This is a genomic window from Streptomyces sediminimaris, from assembly GCF_047049295.1.
Classification (GTDB): Bacteria; Actinomycetota; Actinomycetes; order Streptomycetales; family Streptomycetaceae; genus Streptomyces; species Streptomyces sediminimaris.
The window spans coordinates 4,724,687-4,739,737 of record NZ_JBJWOT010000001.1; the positions used below are offsets into that span (position 1 = coordinate 4,724,687).

Annotated in this window: 14 protein-coding genes and 1 pseudogene; 9 read left to right on the forward strand and 6 right to left on the reverse strand. The window is 72.8% G+C overall.

What is annotated here, in order from left to right; translation table 11 throughout:
* Both ACJ9NR_RS21980 and ACJ9NR_RS21985 read left to right on the forward strand, forming a co-directional pair.
* Positions 1 to 1,836: an ABC transporter ATP-binding protein gene (locus ACJ9NR_RS21980; RefSeq protein ID WP_412493609.1), complete on the forward strand. Its 1,836-nt coding sequence runs from the start codon at positions 1 to 3 to the stop codon at positions 1,834 to 1,836.
* 215 nt (positions 1,837 to 2,051) lie between these two features.
* Complete coding sequence (locus tag ACJ9NR_RS21985; protein ID WP_412493816.1) at positions 2,052 to 2,945, forward strand: glycosyltransferase family 2 protein; 894 nt, start codon at positions 2,052 to 2,054, stop codon at positions 2,943 to 2,945.
* A 112-nt stretch (positions 2,946 to 3,057) separates the two neighbouring features.
* Here the strand turns inward: ACJ9NR_RS21985 and ACJ9NR_RS21990 are convergent, their stop codons facing one another.
* On the reverse strand, positions 3,058 to 4,746 hold the full coding sequence (locus ACJ9NR_RS21990; protein WP_412493608.1) for a bifunctional 3'-5' exonuclease/DNA polymerase: 1,689 nt from the start codon (positions 4,744 to 4,746) through the stop codon (positions 3,058 to 3,060).
* 34 nt (positions 4,747 to 4,780) lie between these two features.
* Positions 4,781 to 5,515 carry a Clp protease N-terminal domain-containing protein gene (locus tag ACJ9NR_RS21995; protein ID WP_412493607.1) on the reverse strand — a complete coding sequence of 245 codons (735 nt, stop codon included), beginning with the start codon at positions 5,513 to 5,515 and terminating at the stop codon, positions 4,781 to 4,783.
* A gap of 117 nt (positions 5,516 to 5,632) precedes the next feature.
* Between ACJ9NR_RS21995 and ACJ9NR_RS22000 the strand changes: the two genes are divergently transcribed.
* On the forward strand, positions 5,633 to 6,838 hold the full coding sequence (locus ACJ9NR_RS22000; protein WP_412493606.1) for a DUF2786 domain-containing protein: 1,206 nt from the start codon (positions 5,633 to 5,635) through the stop codon (positions 6,836 to 6,838).
* A gap of 12 nt (positions 6,839 to 6,850) precedes the next feature.
* Here ACJ9NR_RS22000 and ACJ9NR_RS22005 read toward each other — a convergent pair whose 3' ends face one another.
* Together ACJ9NR_RS22005 and ACJ9NR_RS22010 are read right to left on the reverse strand one after the other, a co-directional pair.
* Complete coding sequence (locus ACJ9NR_RS22005; protein ID WP_412493605.1) at positions 6,851 to 7,396, reverse strand: DUF4232 domain-containing protein; 546 nt, start codon at positions 7,394 to 7,396, stop codon at positions 6,851 to 6,853.
* A gap of 94 nt (positions 7,397 to 7,490) precedes the next feature.
* On the reverse strand, positions 7,491 to 8,018 hold the full coding sequence (locus tag ACJ9NR_RS22010; protein WP_412493604.1) for a hypothetical protein: 528 nt from the start codon (positions 8,016 to 8,018) through the stop codon (positions 7,491 to 7,493).
* Between the two features lie 115 nt (positions 8,019 to 8,133).
* On the opposite strand from ACJ9NR_RS22010, the pseudogene ACJ9NR_RS22015 reads away from it, so the two are divergent.
* Both ACJ9NR_RS22015 and ACJ9NR_RS22020 read left to right on the forward strand, forming a co-directional pair.
* Positions 8,134 to 8,538 (forward strand): annotated as a pseudogene (locus ACJ9NR_RS22015) (SRPBCC family protein); the annotation flags it as partial.
* A 168-nt stretch (positions 8,539 to 8,706) separates the two neighbouring features.
* Positions 8,707 to 8,925 carry a DUF397 domain-containing protein gene (locus ACJ9NR_RS22020; protein WP_412493815.1) on the forward strand — a complete coding sequence of 73 codons (219 nt, stop codon included), beginning with the start codon at positions 8,707 to 8,709 and terminating at the stop codon, positions 8,923 to 8,925.
* 107 nt (positions 8,926 to 9,032) lie between these two features.
* On the opposite strand, the gene ACJ9NR_RS22025 is transcribed toward ACJ9NR_RS22020, so the two are convergent.
* Complete coding sequence (locus tag ACJ9NR_RS22025; RefSeq protein ID WP_412493603.1) at positions 9,033 to 9,527, reverse strand: ATP-binding protein; 495 nt, start codon at positions 9,525 to 9,527, stop codon at positions 9,033 to 9,035.
* Positions 9,528 to 9,868: 341 nt separating this feature from the next.
* On the opposite strand from ACJ9NR_RS22025, the gene ACJ9NR_RS22030 reads away from it, so the two are divergent.
* The 4 genes from ACJ9NR_RS22030 (at position 9,869) to ACJ9NR_RS22045 (ending at position 13,676) form a co-directional block, all read left to right on the forward strand.
* A complete protein-coding gene (locus ACJ9NR_RS22030; protein WP_491074831.1) occupies positions 9,869 to 10,705 on the forward strand; it encodes a Sco1979 family transcriptional regulator in 837 nt (278 codons plus the stop codon).
* A 112-nt stretch (positions 10,706 to 10,817) separates the two neighbouring features.
* Positions 10,818 to 12,278, forward strand: coding sequence for an aldehyde dehydrogenase family protein (locus ACJ9NR_RS22035; RefSeq protein WP_412493602.1), 1,461 nt, complete (start codon positions 10,818 to 10,820; stop codon positions 12,276 to 12,278).
* A gap of 183 nt (positions 12,279 to 12,461) precedes the next feature.
* Positions 12,462 to 13,010: a DinB family protein gene (locus ACJ9NR_RS22040; protein WP_412493601.1), complete on the forward strand. Its 549-nt coding sequence runs from the start codon at positions 12,462 to 12,464 to the stop codon at positions 13,008 to 13,010.
* Between the two features lie 24 nt (positions 13,011 to 13,034).
* Positions 13,035 to 13,676 carry a PadR family transcriptional regulator gene (locus ACJ9NR_RS22045; protein WP_412493600.1) on the forward strand — a complete coding sequence of 214 codons (642 nt, stop codon included), beginning with the start codon at positions 13,035 to 13,037 and terminating at the stop codon, positions 13,674 to 13,676.
* A 34-nt stretch (positions 13,677 to 13,710) separates the two neighbouring features.
* Here the strand turns inward: ACJ9NR_RS22045 and ACJ9NR_RS22050 are convergent, their stop codons facing one another.
* Positions 13,711 to 14,994, reverse strand: a complete 1,284-nt coding sequence (locus tag ACJ9NR_RS22050; RefSeq protein WP_412493599.1) for an ion channel protein — start codon at positions 14,992 to 14,994, stop codon at positions 13,711 to 13,713.
* Positions 14,995 to 15,051 lie beyond the last annotated feature (57 nt).

The following is a 15,051-nucleotide window of genomic DNA, read 5'->3' on the forward strand; positions in this document are numbered from 1 at the left end:
ATGGCCCGACGCGACGCCCCGCCCGCTCCCGCCGCCCCGCCCGCTCCCGCCGCTCCGCCCGCCCGGACCGTCCGCCTCGGCGCCGACATCGTGCACGGCAACCGGCTCCGGCTCGCCGCGGCTCTGCTGCTCGCCCTCGCCTCGACCGCGGGCACGCTGGGAGTGCCGCTGATCATGAAGGACGTGATCGGCGCCTTCGCCCGCGACGAGCCGATCACCCTGCCCGCGCTGGAGCTGGCGGGAGTGGCGCTGGGCGCCGCGCTGGCCTCCGCCGGATCGGGCTATCTGCTCGCCAGGATCGGCGAGTTCATGCTGCTGCGGCTGCGCCGCCGGGTCATGGCCCACACCCTCGCCCTGCCCCTGGGCACGGTACGGACCCAGGGCGCCGGGAACCTGGTCGCCCGGGTCACCTCCGACGCGCTGCTGCTGCGCGCCGTCATCGACGTCGGCCTGGTCCAACTGCCGCTCGCGGTGCTGACGGTGGCGTCCACCCTGGCCATCATGGCCGTGCTCGACTGGACGCTGGTGCTGGTGGCGGTGGCCGCCTTCGCCGTCGCCGGAGCCGCGATCGGCCTCGTCGTCGTCCGCGTCAAGCGCAACGTGGTCGACCAGCAGGAGGCGGTCGGGGGCCTCGCCCAGCGGTTCACCGCCCATCTCGCCGCCCTCGCGACGATCAAGGCGTACCGCTCCGAGCAGCGGTCGGCCGAGCGGCTCGGCGACGACGCGGCGCGGCTGACCGGCGTCTCGCTGACCGGGGCCCGGCTGCAGTCCCTGATCGGGCCCGTGATGGGACTCGGCCAGCAGATCGCCCTGGTCTCCGTGATCGTCGGCGGCGGCGCGCGGATGGCGCACGGCCACCTCACCGCACCCGACTTCGCAGCGTTCCTGCTCTATCTGCTCCAGCTCGTCACGCCGGTCACCATGGTCGCCACCGGCGTCGGCCGGCTCCAGGCCGGGCTCGCCGCGAAGGCCCGCTTCGACGGACTGCTCGCGCTGCCGAGCGAGACCGACGACGACGCGGCGAGCGCGGCGCCGGCCCCCGAGCCGCTGCCCGGCCGCCCCGCGGTCGCCTTCCACGAGGTGGGCTTCCGCTACGGCGGGCCGTCCGCGCCCCCCGTCCTCACCGGAGTGACCTTCACCGCTCCCCGCACCGGCCTGACCGCGCTCGTCGGCCCCTCCGGTGCCGGCAAGTCCACCGTCCTGACCCTCATCGACCGGTTCGCGCACGCCGGCACCGGACGCGTCGAGGTGCTCGGGCACGACGTCCGCACCTGGCCGCTGCCCGAGCTGCGCCGTCGCGTCACCTACGTCGACCAGCAGTTCACGCTGCTGGAGGGGTCCGTACGGGAGAACCTCATGCTCGGCCGGTACCGGCCGCCCGCCGAGGAGGAGCTGACGGCCGCCCTGGAGGCGGTGGGTCTGCGGGAGGACGTCGCGGCACTTCCGGACGGGCTGGACACGGTCCTCGGCCGCGAGAACGACCTGTCCGGCGGCCAGCGGCAGCGCCTCGCCCTGGCCAGGGCGCTGCTCACCGACGCGCAGATCGTCCTGCTGGACGAGCCCACCTCGCAGCTGGACAGCATCAACGAACTCCGCTTCCGGCACGTCGTGGCCGAACTGTCCGCCACCCGGGCGGTCCTGGTCGTCGCCCACCGCCTGTCCACCGTGCGCCACGCCGACCACGTCGTGATGCTCGACGCCGGCGGCGTGGTCGACGCCGCCACCCACCCCGAGCTCATGGCCCGTTGCGCCCCCTACCGCCAACTGGTCACCACCCAGGCCCTCGCCTCCGAGGAGCCCTCGGCCACCGCACCTGCGTCCGCCAGGACCGCCTGAGCCCCGGTACCGGGGAGCTCCGGCCCCCTCTGACCACGAAACGCGGACCGGTTCGGATTTCGGATCACGTAACGCGCACCGATTCGGCCCACGAACCGTCGAGCGGTTCGGACCACGAACCGGCGTCTTCAGGAAGTCCTTACCGTGAACGGCTAGCATCGCGGCCGGGATTGCCGACGGCCGGGATGGCGGGATGGGGTGAGGGCATGGGGGACCTGCGGGCGCCGAGGATCGCCGTCGCGGTGGTGACCATGGGCAACCGGCCCGACGAGGTCGAGGCCCTGCTGGAGTCCGTGGCCAAGCAGGATCTCGCCCCCGAGCGGATCGTGGTCGTCGGCAACGGCTGCCCGCTGCCCGACTTCGCCGAGCGGCTCGCGCTGCCGGGCGAGACGACCCTCCTGGAACTCGACGAGAACCTCGGCTGCCCGGGCGGACGCAACCAGGCGCTGGCCCGGCTGAGGGAGTTCGGGGACGTGGACGTCGTCGTGGAGCTGGACGACGACGGCCTCCTCGTCGACGCCGACGTGCTGCGCCGGGTACGGGACCTGTTCGCGGCCGATCCGCAACTCGGCATCGTCGGCTTCCGCATCGCGGACGAGCACGGCGAGACGCAGCAGCGCCACGTGCCCAGGCTCGGCGCCTCCGACCCCATGAAGGGCGGCTACGTCACCGGGTTCCTCGGCGGCGGTCACGCCCTCAGGACGGCCATGCTCGACGAGATCGGCGACTGGCCCGCCGAGTTCTTCTTCGCCCACGAGGAGACCGACCTCGCCTGGCGCGCCGCCGACGCCGGCTGGCGCATCCTGTACGCGCCGGAACTGCTGCTGCGGCACCCCAGGACCTCGCCCGCCCGGCACGCCATCTACTACCGCGTGACCGCCCGCAACCGGGTCTGGCTGGTGCGCCGCCGCCTCCCGCTGCCGCTCATCCCCGTCCACCTGGGCGTCTGGATGCTGCTCACCCTCGTACGGACCCGTTCGCGCGCCGGTCTGCGGGCCTGGTTCGGCGGATTCGTGGAGGGCCTGCGGGAGCCGGCCGGCGAGCGCCGGCCGATGCGGTGGCGGACGGTGTGGCGGCTGTCGCGGCTGGGACGACCGCCGGTCGTCTAGGGGCGGATGGTCGTCTGACACCGGTGGCCGTCCGGGACGGATGGACGGTCACCGGCCCGGCGCCGCTCGTCCGCCGGGCCACCGCGCGGCCGGCCGGTTCCGGGTGCCCCCGTCACTTCGCGTCGGCGTAGCACTCCACCACCGCCGTGGTGAACGGAAAGCGCACCGGCGTCCGGCCGAACGTCAGCCGGCCCGCCAGCTCCGCCGCCTCCCGGATGGCCCGCACCACGGCCTCCGCCTCGTCCGCGGGGCAGTGCACGATCACCTCGTCGTGCTGGAAGAAGACCAGTTCGGCCGCCATGTCCGCGCAGGTCTGCCGCAGTGCGGCGAGCAGCAGCAGGGCCCAGTCGGCGGCGCTGCCCTGGACGACGAAGTTCCGGGCGAAGCGGCCCCGGGCGCGGGCGTTGGTGGAGGCGTAGCCCGGCACCCACTCGTCCGATGCGGGCGCCTCGGCGGGGTCGTCCTGGGGGATGCCGGCCTCCTCGGCGTTCTCGCCCGCCCCGGCCGCCGGCGGGCAGGTCCGTCCCAGCCAGGTCCGTACGAGCCGCCCCTCCTCGCCCGCGCGCGCCGCGTCGTCGACGTACGCCACCGCCCGGGGGAAGCGGCGTCTGAGCGCGGCGAGGTTCTTCAGGCCGTCGCCCGAGGTCTGGCCGTAGACCGCGCCGAGCACGGCGAGCTTGGCCTGGGCCCGGTCGCCGGAGAAGGCCCGGTCGGAGACGGACTGGTAGAGGTCGCTCTCGCGGCCGGCCACCTCCATCAGCCCCGGGTCCCGGGAGATGGCCGCCAGCACGCGCGGCTCCATCTGGTCGGCGTCCGCGACGACGAGCCGCCAGCCCGGGTCGGCGACCACCGCGCGCCGGATGACCTTGGGGATCTGCAGGGCGCCCCCGCCGTTGGTGACCCAGCGTCCCGTCACGGTCCCATGGGCCAGGAACTCGGGCCTGAACCGTCCCTCGCGCACCCAGTCCTGGAGCCAGGACCAGCCGTGGGCGACCCAGATGCGGTACAGCTTCTTGTACTCCAGCAGCGGCTTCACGGCCGGGTGGTCGACGGACTGGATCTCCCAGCGGCGGGTCGACCTCACCTTGATCCCGGCCTGGGCGAAGGCCCTGACGACGTCCGCGGGCAGATCCGGCCGCACCCGGCGCCCGAAGGCGGCGGACACCTCGTCCGCGAGCTCGGCGAGGCGCCGGGGCTCGCCACCGCCCGCGTACCGCTCGCCGAGCAGTTCGTGCAGCACCCGGCGGTGCACCTCGGCGCTCCACGGCAGCCCCGCGCGGTTCATCTCGGCGGCGACCAGCATGCCCGCCGACTCGGCGGCGGTCAGCAGCCGCATCCGGTCGGGGTGCGCGGTGGCGTCGTGCCGGCGCTGCTGCCCGGCGTAGATCTCGACGAGGTCGGGCAGCGGGACGTGGACGGTCCGGGGCTCGAAGAGGGAGGACTGCGCGCCGGGCTCGGCGGCACGCGGGGGCGGGTCGGGCGGGACGGGGCCGCCGCGCAGCCGGGCCAGGGCGGCGGCCGCCGAGCGGGGCTCTCCGTACCGTCCCTCGTGGCCGAGCAGGAGGGTCTCGGCGTCCTCGATGTCGTAGCACCGCTCCACCCGCACCCCCGTGGCGAGCAGGCGCGGATACACCTCGGCCGTGGACCGCCACACCCATCGCACGACGTCCGGCCGCGCCCGCACGGCCGTCGCGGGGTCGGGCTCCCACAGGACCGGTCCGGCGGGCAGCCCGTCCGGACCGAGGGGGGCGATCTCCACGCCACCGTCCTCGGCCGGAGCGAGCGCCCAGCGGTCGGCCATGCTGCGAGTGTCGCAGGGGGGTCCGACAACGGCGTCAGCCCTGTGCGGGCGGGGCCTGCAGATACTTCTCCAGCGCCTTGGCGAGCTCGGCCTCCACGGGTTCCTTCGCCAGGCCGAGGCCGGCCAGCACGCCCGAGCCGTGCTCGAACTCCAGCAGGGCCAGCAGGATGTGCTCGGTGCCGACGTAGTTGTGACCGAGGCGCAGCGCCTCACGGAAGGTGAGTTCAAGGACCTTCTTGGCGTCCGAGGAGTACGGGACCAGCTCGGGGGCCTCGCCGGCGCCGGGCGGGAGCGCCGCGGTCGCGGCCTCGCGCACGGCGTCCAGGGAGACGCCACGGCTGACGATGGCCTTGGCGGCGAGGCCATCCGGTTCCGCGAGCAGGCCGATGACCAGATGGGCCGGGGCGACTTCGGTGCTGCGGCCGGCCTTGGCCTGGTTGTGCGCGGTCATCACCACGTTGCGGGCGCGCAGGGTGTAGCGGCCGAAGCCCTGGTTGGGGTCGAGGCCGGTCGACTCCTTGGGCACGAAGCGCTTCTGCGCCGCCTGGCGGGTGACCCCCATGCTCTGGCCGATGTCCGTCCAGGACGCTCCGGAGCGCCGGGCCTGGTCCACGAAGTGGCCGATCAGGTGGTCGGCCACCTCGCCGAGGTGATCGGCGGCGATGACCGCGTCCTGGAGCTGGTCGAGGGGTTCGGAGTGGACCTTCTTGATGGCCGCGATGAGGTCGTCGAGACGTACGGATGACGTGATGCCGGGGTTGTTCGTCATGCGTCAACCGTAGGTTGACAGTATCCGACTGTCAACCCGTGGTTGACATATGGGCCGGCCCTGCGCGCGTGCCGCCGCTTCGGCGTGGTTGTCGGTGCCGCGTGGCACGATCGACGGGTGAGCAGCACCGCGTCCAGCACCGTCGACAGCGCCTTCGGGGCCGCCCTGTACGCCGAGACCGACACCGCCCTCGACACGGGCGCCTCCCTGCTGGCCGCGGACCCCGCGGCCGACGCCGAACTCGCCCGGCGCGGCCGGGAGTTCCTGGCGGCGGCCTGGCGGCGCGGCTGGCAGCCGGCCGATGTCATGCGGCTCGTGCGACGCGACCTGGACGCCGTGCACCTGCGGCTGGCGGCGGCGCTGATCCGCGCGCAGGCGCCGCACGACGGCCCGCGCGGCCCCCGCTGGCAGGCGCAGCTGGACGACCTCGCCGCCGAGGCCGCCGAGGCCGCCGGGACCGCCGGGACCGCCGGGACCGCCGGGACCGCCGGAGTGTCCGGGAGCGGCGAGTTTCTCGCCGTCCCACCCGGCACCGACCGCTTCTCCTGCGCGACGGCCGTCCTGGAGCTGTACCGCCTGCTGCTGCGCCTGCCGGCGCTCGAACCGCTCGACGACCCCACGCACCGGCCCGGCCCCGCGCCCGGCGGCGGCACCGAGTCCCGCATGCTCACCCGCATCCGCGCGCTGCTCGCCAAGGCGGAGGCGACCGGGTTCCCCCAGGAGGCGGAGGCGCTGTCCGCCAAGGCCCAGGAGCTGATGGCCCGGCACAGCGTCGACGAGGCGCTGCTCGCCGCCCGGGCACCGTCCCGCACGGCCCCCGGTGCCTGCCGGATCGGGGTCGAGGCGCCGTACGAGCAGGCCAAGGCGGTGCTGCTGGACGCGGTCGCCACCGCCAACCACTGCCGCGCGGTGTGGAACGAACCGCTGGGTTTCTCCACCGTCGTCGGCTTCGAGGCCGACCTGGAGGCGGTCGAGCTGCTCCACACCTCGCTGCTGGTGCAGGCCGCGACGGCCATGACGAAGGCGGAGGCGGCCCAGCGCGCGGGCGGCCGCAGACGCACCAGGACCTTCCGTCAGTCCTTCCTCGCGGCGTACGCCCACCGGATAGGCTCGCGCCTCGCGGCGGCGGCCGAGACGCAGGTGACCGAGGACCTGCTGCCGGTGCTGGCCTCCCGCGAGGCCGCGGTCACCGACCGTACGGAGCGCCTGTTCCCGCGCACGACCACGACCCGTCTGCGCGGGGTGAGCGACGCGGCCGGCTGGACCGAGGGCGCGCGGGCCGCGGACCGGGCGCAGGTCGGGATCCGGCCGCGGCTCCCGTGAGCCGGGCGCGCGTCAGTCGCCGGCCTGCTGGAAGGAGGTCACCGAGGCGTTCGGCTCGTGCGCGCCGCCCTTGACGGCGACGTCACCGTACGACCACGTGAAGCGGTGCTCGGCGGAGGAGCCGGGCAGGCTGAACCCGGCCGTGCGCACCGCGAGGCTCTGCCCGCCGCCCGCCTCGCCGCGGACGTAGGTGATCGTGAAGGAGGCGGTCGCGTCCTTGGCGAGGGTCAGCTTCTGGGCCCTGGCGGCTTTGTCGGAGGGGAGGGTGCTGGTACCGCCGCCGGCGTGGAGACGGACGTCCGGGAAGCCGTTCAGGGTGCACTCCGCGCCCCGGTTGGTGATCGTGACGGTGACGTCGCCGGAGTCACCGGCGGCCGGGGCGGCGCTCGCCGCGACCTGCACGCCGACGCCGCCGAGGGCGCAGGCGTCGCCGGACCCGGCGGCCTTGCCGCTGCCCGCGCTGCCACCGCCGCCCGCGCGGTGACCGCCGCCGCCGTCGCAGGCGGAGACAAGGAGCGCCGCGGCGAGGGCGGCGACGGCGAGGGGGGTGGCGCGCATAGGGGTCCTCTGGTGCTCTGCGGCGTGACGCCGGTGATCGCGTGCCCCGCATCATCACGCACGCGCGCACGGGGTGGTCGCGCGCCCCCGGCGGTTACTGCCCGAGGCTCGCCGTCGGCAGACCCGAGGGAAGCGTCCCGCCCTTGGACTTGGTGTACGTCTCCTTGCCGGCGCTGCCCGACCAGGTGATCCGCAGCGCGCTCGCCGACACGGAGTCGACCGTCCCCGTCGACCGGTCCTTGCTGCCGTCCGTGCAGGTCAGATGAATCTTCCGCACTCCGGCCTCCTTGCCCGCGCTGCCGCTGCACACGGCGCCGCCGGTCGAGAAGAGCCCGGCCTGCTTGCCGTTGATCACCAGCGCGACGGCCTTGCCGCCGCTCGTGGCGAGCCAGCTGCCCTGGAGGTCGTCGGACGCGCCCGGGGTTCCGCCGGTCCCGCCCCCGGTGCTCGAGGTGGCCGTCGAGGAGGCGGCGGAGGGGCTCGGCGAGGAGCCGTCCTTGGAGCCGCCGCCGTCGCTGCACGCGCTCAGCACGAGCGCGCCCACCAGACCCGCAGCCGCCGCCGCGATCCGCACCTGCCGCCGCGGCAGCCTGCGAGAGGAGTGAGCGGTACGCGTGAACATCGCCGAAGTCACTGAGAGCTCCCGAGCTGTAGCGGGTGGGCGAACGCCCCGGCCCGACCGAAAGGTCCGCAGCAAGCTACCAGCAGCGCGGCACCCGGTTCCCGCGGACGCCCGCCCCGCAGCCAGGGTCTGGCGCGCTCTGACCGAGCCCGGGCTGCTCGTGCAGTGGCAGATGCAGGGCGCCGAGGACTTCCGGCTGGAGGTGGGACACCGGTACCGCCTGACCTCCGTACCCCGGCCCAACACCGGCTTCTCCGGCGTCGTGGACGTGCAGGTACTCGCCTACGACATCGAGCGGATGCTGGCCCTCCGGTGGACCGACGCCGATCCGGCCAATCCCGCGGACTGGACGATCACGTGGACGCTGGAACAGGAAGGCCGCGGTACGCGTCTCTTCCTGGTGCACGAGGGATTCGACCCGGACGACCCGGCGCAGCTGATGGCGCGCAGGATCATGGGTGACGGCTGGCGGTCGCATGTCCTGCGGGTGTTGGGGCAGACGCTCGAGGGGATCGGGTAAAGCACTCGCCAAAGCTGTAACCGCAGGATGACCCCGCGTGCACGTGCATCTGCTCATGCATCTGCACATGAACACGGCTATGATCCGGACAGTTGACCACTGCATCAATGGCCACACGGCCACCGCACCACCGGGGAGCGACCTGTGGACCGCGACGCGTACAACGGCATGGCAGCCACGGAGCTGAACGGGGTGGCCTGGCAGAAGAGCCGGCACAGCAACTCGCAGGGATCCTGCGTGGAGTTCGCGCGACTGCCCGGCGGTGAGGTGGCGGTGCGCAACTCGCGCTTCCCCGACGGTCCGGCGCTCGTCTACACGCGCGCGGAGATCGAGGCGATGCTCCTGGGCATCAAGGACGGCGAGTTCGATCACCTGATAGCGGGCTGAGGCCCGCCCGGCCCTCCGGCCCCCGGCCCCGGAACGAACCGGGGCAATCGGCCCCTTGTGGGCTGTAACGCGCGTAGAACCCGGGCGTCGAAGAACGCCCGGGCGCACTACTCGGCGGACTGCGGCCCGGCCGCGTCCGACAGCCGGAAGAGCGCCCAGACGACCTTGCCGCCCAGCGTGCCCGCCATCGGGTGCCAGCCCCAGCCGTCGGCGAAGGAGTCGACGAGCAGCAGGCCCCGGCCCGACTCCGCGGAGAAGTCGTCGGCCTCGCGGGCGACCGGGCTCGCCTCGCTCGGGTCGCGCACCGCGCACACCAGCCGCTCCGCCCAGCGCATCAGGTGCAGCCGCACGGGAGGGCTCTGGTCCGCGGCGCACAGGGCGCCGGCCGGCAGGCCGTGCCGCAGGGAGTTGGTGACGAGCTCCGAGACCACCAGGCACACGTCGTCGAACCGCTCCGCTATCTCCCACTGGTCGAGGGTTCTGCGCGTGAAGTGCCTCGCCTCGCGAACCGCCTCGTAGCGGGCGGGAAGGGCGCAGGAGGCGGCGGCGGACACGGCCGTGGGGTCAAGCGGCGGAAGGCCCTGCCGTAACGGCTCGAGCATGGTCGATCCATTCGTTCCCATGCGAGGCACTCCCGGAATTCGCGGTCGTTGCGATGCAGCGGTGGCGCGGGACCATGGTTTCGGATGCGCGGTGCAGATGCAAGGTGCAGATGCACGTGCACGTGACCGAATTGGGCGCTCCCGTACCGCTTGTTGGCCATTTTTTCCGCCAACTTCTCTCCCTCTGGTTGCCATCTCCTTCCCCACTCCTGTGCAGAATCTTTGACTTCTTTCCATCTCTGTAATCGGACGAGTACTGCTCGGAGTGTTTTAGTGGCAGACTCGGGCCCCTGAAGCGGTTGGGGAGGCTGGCGAACGTGAGCGTGGGAGAGCCCGGATCGGTGGTGCGGCGCATGCTGCTCGGCTCGCAACTCAGGCGACTGCGCGAGGCGCGCGGGATCACCCGCGAAGCGGCTGGATACTCGATCCGCGCCTCCGAGTCCAAGATCAGTCGGATGGAACTGGGCCGCGTGAGCTTCAAGACGCGTGACGTCGAGGACCTGCTGACGCTCTACGGCATCACGGACGAGCAGGAGCGCGCCCAGCTCGTCTCCCTCGCCCGCGAGGCCAACGTGGCGGGCTGGTGGCACAGTTACTCGGACGTCCTGCCGACCTGGTTCCCCACCTATGTGGGCCTGGAGGGCGCCGCGCACCTGATCCGCGCCTACGAGGTGCAGTTCGTGCACGGCCTGCTGCAGACGGAGGACTACGCGCGCGCGGTCGTGAAGCGGGGCATGAAGGGCGCGAGCGCCGCCGACGTCGACAAGCGCGTGGCGCTGCGTCTGGAGCGGCAGAAGAACCTCCTCTCCGAACACGCACCGGAGTTCCACGTCGTCCTGGACGAGGCCGCCCTGCGCCGCCCCTACGGCGACCGCGACGTGATGCGGGGCCAGCTCCAGCATCTGATCGACATCTCGCAACGGCCCAACGTACGGCTGCAGATCATGCCGTTCGGCTTCGGCGGTCACTCGGGCGAGAGCGGCGCGTTCACCATCCTCAGCTTCCCGGAGTCCGACCTGTCGGACGTCGTCTACCTGGAGCAGCTCACCAGCGCGCTCTACCTGGACAAACACGAGGACGTCGGCCAGTACGAGAGGGCGCTGAAGGAGCTCCAGCAGGACAGCCCCGGGCCGGACGAGAGCCGCGACCTGCTACGAGGTCTCCTCCAGCTGTCCTAGAGTTCTCCCCAGAAGATTGCGGAGCGTCCCCAACTCACGTGTGCCACCAGTACGATGACGTGTGATCAGACCGTGACGTCGATCGTCCGTCTGCTAGTGATTTGGGGATCACATGTCGTCCTACTTCACCGACCTGGCCCAGCAGTACATCGGTGGTGAGTGGCGCCCGGGTACCGGCTCCTGGGACATCATCGACTTCAACCCGTACGACGGCGAGAAGCTGGCGTCGATCACCATAGCCACGGTCGACGAGGTCGACGAGGCGTACCGCTCGGCCGCCCGCGCCCAGCCGGAATGGGCGAGAACCAATCCGTACGCGCGCCGGGCGATCCTCGAGAAGGCCCTCAGACTGATCGAGGATCGCGAGCAGGAGATCGCCGAGGTGATCACCGCCGAGCTCGGCGGCACCCGCCTGAAGGCCGGCTTCGAACTGCACCTGGCCAAGGAGTTCCTGCGCGAGTCGATCCAGTGGGCGCTGCGCCCCGAGGGCAAGATCCTGCCCTCGCCGGTGGACGGCAAGGAGAACCGCCTCTACCGCGTGCCGGTGGGGGTCGTGGGCGTCATCAGCCCCTTCAACTTCCCCTTCCTGCTGTCGATCAAGTCGGTCGCCCCGGCCCTCGCGCTCGGCAACGCCGTGGTGCTCAAGCCGCACCAGAACACCCCGATCACCGGTGGCTCCCTGGTCGCGAAGCTCTTCGAGGACGCGGGTCTGCCGGGCGGTCTGCTGAACGTCGTCATCACCGACATCGCCGAGATCGGCGACGCCTTCATCGAGCACCCCGTCCCGAAGGTCATCTCCTTCACCGGCTCCGACAAGGTCGGCCGCCACGTGGCCACCGTCTGCGCCTCGCACTTCAAGCGCTCGGTCCTCGAACTCGGCGGCAACAGCGCGATCGTGGTCCTCGACGACGCGGACATCGACTACGCGGTCGACGCGGCGGTCTTCAGCCGGTACGTCCACCAGGGCCAGGTCTGCATGGCCGCCAACCGCGTGCTCGTGGACCGCCGGATCGTCGACGAGTTCACCGAGAAGTTCGTCGCCAAGGTCAGGACGCTGAAGACGGGCGACCCGAGCGACCCGCAGACCGTCATCGGCCCGGTCATCAACTCCTCGCAGGCGGACTCCATCTCGGCCACCGTCGAGCAGGCGATCGCCGAGGGGGCGACGGCCCTGGTGCACGGCACGACCACCGAGAACCTGGTCGAGCCCTCCGTCCTGACCGGCCTGCCCGCAGACTCGGCGCTGCTCCGGCAGGAGGTCTTCGGCCCGGTCGCCTTCCTGATCCCCTTCGACGGCGAGGACGAGGCGGTCCGCATCGTCAACGACACGCCGTACGGCCTGAGCGGCGCCGTGCACACGGGCGACGTCGAGCGGGGCGTGGGCTTCGCCAAGCGGATCGACACCGGCATGTTCCACGTCAACGACGGCACCGTCCACGACGAGCCGCTCGTGCCCTTCGGCGGCGAGAAGAGCTCGGGTGTGGGACGGCTGAACGGCGAGTCGACCGTCGAGTGCTTCACCACGCTGAAGTGGATCTCGGTGCAGCACCGGCGCAGCGGGTTCCCCTTCTAGGCCCGCCGGCCGCGACTCCGGGACCGCCGGTTCCGGCCGTTCTGCCCTTCCCGCCAAAACGCCGGGCCCTGTAGGACATGACCTGTCCTACAGGGCCCGTAGCTTGGTCGGTGTCGGGGGGAGGCGACAGCCCCCGACGACCCGAGCAGGACCCGAGCAGGTCCCGACGAAAGGCGGCCGGTCATGGTCACGCACGTATCCGCAGAGGCCCAGGGCGACGAGCGCGGAGCACTGCTGGCGTTCCTCGAGGAGCAGCGCGGCGGCATCCGCAGGGCCCTGCTCGGACTGACGGAGGAACAGGCGGCGTCGCGTCCGAGCGCGAGCGAGCTGTCCCTGTCCGGGCTGCTCAAGCACGTGGCCGAGGTCGAGCAGGGCTGGGTCGCCCGCGCCAGGCGGGAACCGCCGGCGATCCGGCGGGACGCGTCCAACTGGCACGAGACGTTCCGGCTCACCGAGGGCGAGACCGTGCAGTCGCAGCTCGCGTACTGGGAGAAGGTCGCCGCCGAGACCGAGGCGTACATCCGCTCGGTGCCGAGCCTCGACGACACCTTCCCGCTGCCGGACCAGCCCTGGTTCCCGCCGGAGGGCCGCGTCTCCGTGCGCTGGCTGTGCCTGCACCTGATCCGCGAGACCGCGCGGCACGCCGGCCACGCCGACATCATCCGCGAGTCCCTGGACGGCGCCACCGCCTTCGAGCTGGTCGCCAGGGAACAGGGCACGAGCCGGGACTGATCCCCCGGGTCCTACGCTGGCCCCATGTCAGCGATCCGTCTGCTGGTGCTCGGCGCGGTCCGCCGGCACGGGCGGGCCCACGGCTACCAGGTGCGGGGCGACCTGGAGTACTGGGGCGCGCACGAGTGGTCCAACGCCAAGCCCGGCTCGATCTACCACGCGCTGAAGCAGATGGCGAAGCAGGGGCTGCTGCACGCGCACGAGGTCGCGCCGTCCACGGCCGGCGGCCCGCCGCGCACGGAGTACGAGCTCACCGGCCGGGGCACGCGGGAGTACTTCCGGCTGCTGCGCGAGGCGCTGACCTCCTACGACCAGAGGACGGACGTCAAGTCGGCGGCCATCGGCTTCATCGTCGACCTGCCGCGGGCCGAGGCGGTGGCGCTGCTGAAGGAGCGGATCCGGCGCACCGAGGCGTGGCGCTCCTCCGTCACCGAGCACTACGTCCCCGAGGACGGGCCCGAACAGCTCGGCCACATCGGCGAGATCATGAACCTCTGGATCCACACGGCCGACGCCGAGGCCGAGTGGACCCGGGGGCTGATCGGGCGCATCGAGGGCGGGGCCTACACGTTCGCGGGGGAGGGCGAGCCGTTCCTCGGCATCCTCGCCGAGGGCCAGGAGAACCCGTACGCGACGGGGGAGTGGCACCCGGAGGACGACCGCTGACCGCGCCGGGCACCCCGGCGGCGCCGCCCCCGTGTCAGCGGACCGGGGCCCCGTCCTCCCGCAGCTGCATCTGGGGCCGGCCGGTCACCAGCAGCCAGGCGGGCAGCGAGGCGAAGCACAGCAGGGCGAGGATCTCGGGCTCGGCCACCAGCACCGCGGCCGTGAACAGGCTCACCCAGCCCTGGCGGGTGATGGCGAGGAGGATGCCCAGGACGCCCGCGGCGACACCGAGCGTCGGCTGAACGGCCGGCACGAGGGCGTGCGCGCCCAGCCCGAACGCGGCCCCGACGAACACCGCCGGGAAGATCCGCCCGCCCCGGAAGCCGCAGGAGGCGGCGACGAGCAGCGCGGCCAGCTTCACCACGGCCATCCCCATGAACTGGCCGGCCGACCAGCCGTCCGGGTTCTTCGCCAGCTCGGCGACCTCGCTGAGCCCCTTGAAGAGGGTCAGCTGCCCGCCCAGGACACCCAGCAGCCCCAGTACGAGTCCGCCGGCCGGCAGCGCCAGCATGGGGTGCTTCAGGCGGGCGAAGGCGGCGTGCACGTAGGGGAAGGCGTGGACCGCGCCCATGCCGAGCGCCGCCGCCAGCGGCGCGATCGCCACCACGGCCAGCAGATCGCGCCAGCCGGGCTGCCCCAGGGGCGGCAGATGCAGGTCGAACGTCGGATGCGCCACCAGGCTGGTGGTCAGGGCGCCCGCCCCGGCGGCCGTCAGCGGACCGAACACGTTGTCCCAGAGCAGCCCCCTGATCTGCCGCCCGGCCAGCGCCTCGGAGATGACCAGCGCCGCCGCCACGGGCGTCCCGAACAGGGCGCCGATCGTCGCCGCCTCCGCCAGCGCCGCCCACAGCCCGCCCGGCACCCGGGGGATCAGCCGGCTGCCCAGCCAGAAGGTGAGCGCCACGTTCACCGCGATGATCGGGTTCTCCGGGCCCAGGCTCGGCCCGCCCGCCAGCATCAGCGCCGTCGCCAGCAGCAGACCGGGCAGTACGGAGGGCGGCAGGACGGGGGCGTTCAGGCTCAGGGTCACCGGGTCCGGGCCGGCGTGCCCGGGCACCTTCCACACCACCAGGCCGACCGTCACGCCGGTCGCGGTGAGCATGACCATGATCCATAAGGCGGAGTACCGGCCCACCCCGAGGGCGTCCGGCAGGTTCTCCCAGAGCACGTGCTGGAGCTGCTCGGCCGCCGCGCTCACGCCGACGAACAGCAGGCTCGCCGCGACTCCCACGACCAGCGCGGGCAGGATCAACGGCGCCAGCGTGCGTGCCGGTGCCGAGGGGGCCGCGGGCACCTGCTGGGCGGAATCGTGGACCACGGGATCACCATAATCGGACCAAGAACACCAGACACCCCGAAAAGACGCGAACGGCAT

Coding starts and splice junctions, on each gene's coding strand:
- ACJ9NR_RS22040 (WP_412493601.1), top strand. CDS start 12,462: ATGGTCACGCACGTATCCGCAGAGGCCCAGGGCGACGAGCGCGGAGCA.
- ACJ9NR_RS21980 (WP_412493609.1), top strand. CDS start 1: ATGGCCCGACGCGACGCCCCGCCCGCTCCCGCCGCCCCGCCCGCTCCC.
- ACJ9NR_RS21995 (WP_412493607.1), bottom strand. CDS start 5,515: ATGACGAACAACCCCGGCATCACGTCATCCGTACGTCTCGACGACCTC.
- ACJ9NR_RS22020 (WP_412493815.1), top strand. CDS start 8,707: ATGGCAGCCACGGAGCTGAACGGGGTGGCCTGGCAGAAGAGCCGGCAC.
- ACJ9NR_RS22025 (WP_412493603.1), bottom strand. CDS start 9,527: ATGCTCGAGCCGTTACGGCAGGGCCTTCCGCCGCTTGACCCCACGGCC.
- ACJ9NR_RS21990 (WP_412493608.1), bottom strand. CDS start 4,746: ATGGCCGACCGCTGGGCGCTCGCTCCGGCCGAGGACGGTGGCGTGGAG.
- ACJ9NR_RS22010 (WP_412493604.1), bottom strand. CDS start 8,018: ATGTTCACGCGTACCGCTCACTCCTCTCGCAGGCTGCCGCGGCGGCAG.
- ACJ9NR_RS22005 (WP_412493605.1), bottom strand. CDS start 7,396: ATGCGCGCCACCCCCCTCGCCGTCGCCGCCCTCGCCGCGGCGCTCCTT.
- ACJ9NR_RS22035 (WP_412493602.1), top strand. CDS start 10,818: ATGTCGTCCTACTTCACCGACCTGGCCCAGCAGTACATCGGTGGTGAG.
- ACJ9NR_RS22045 (WP_412493600.1), top strand. CDS start 13,035: ATGTCAGCGATCCGTCTGCTGGTGCTCGGCGCGGTCCGCCGGCACGGG.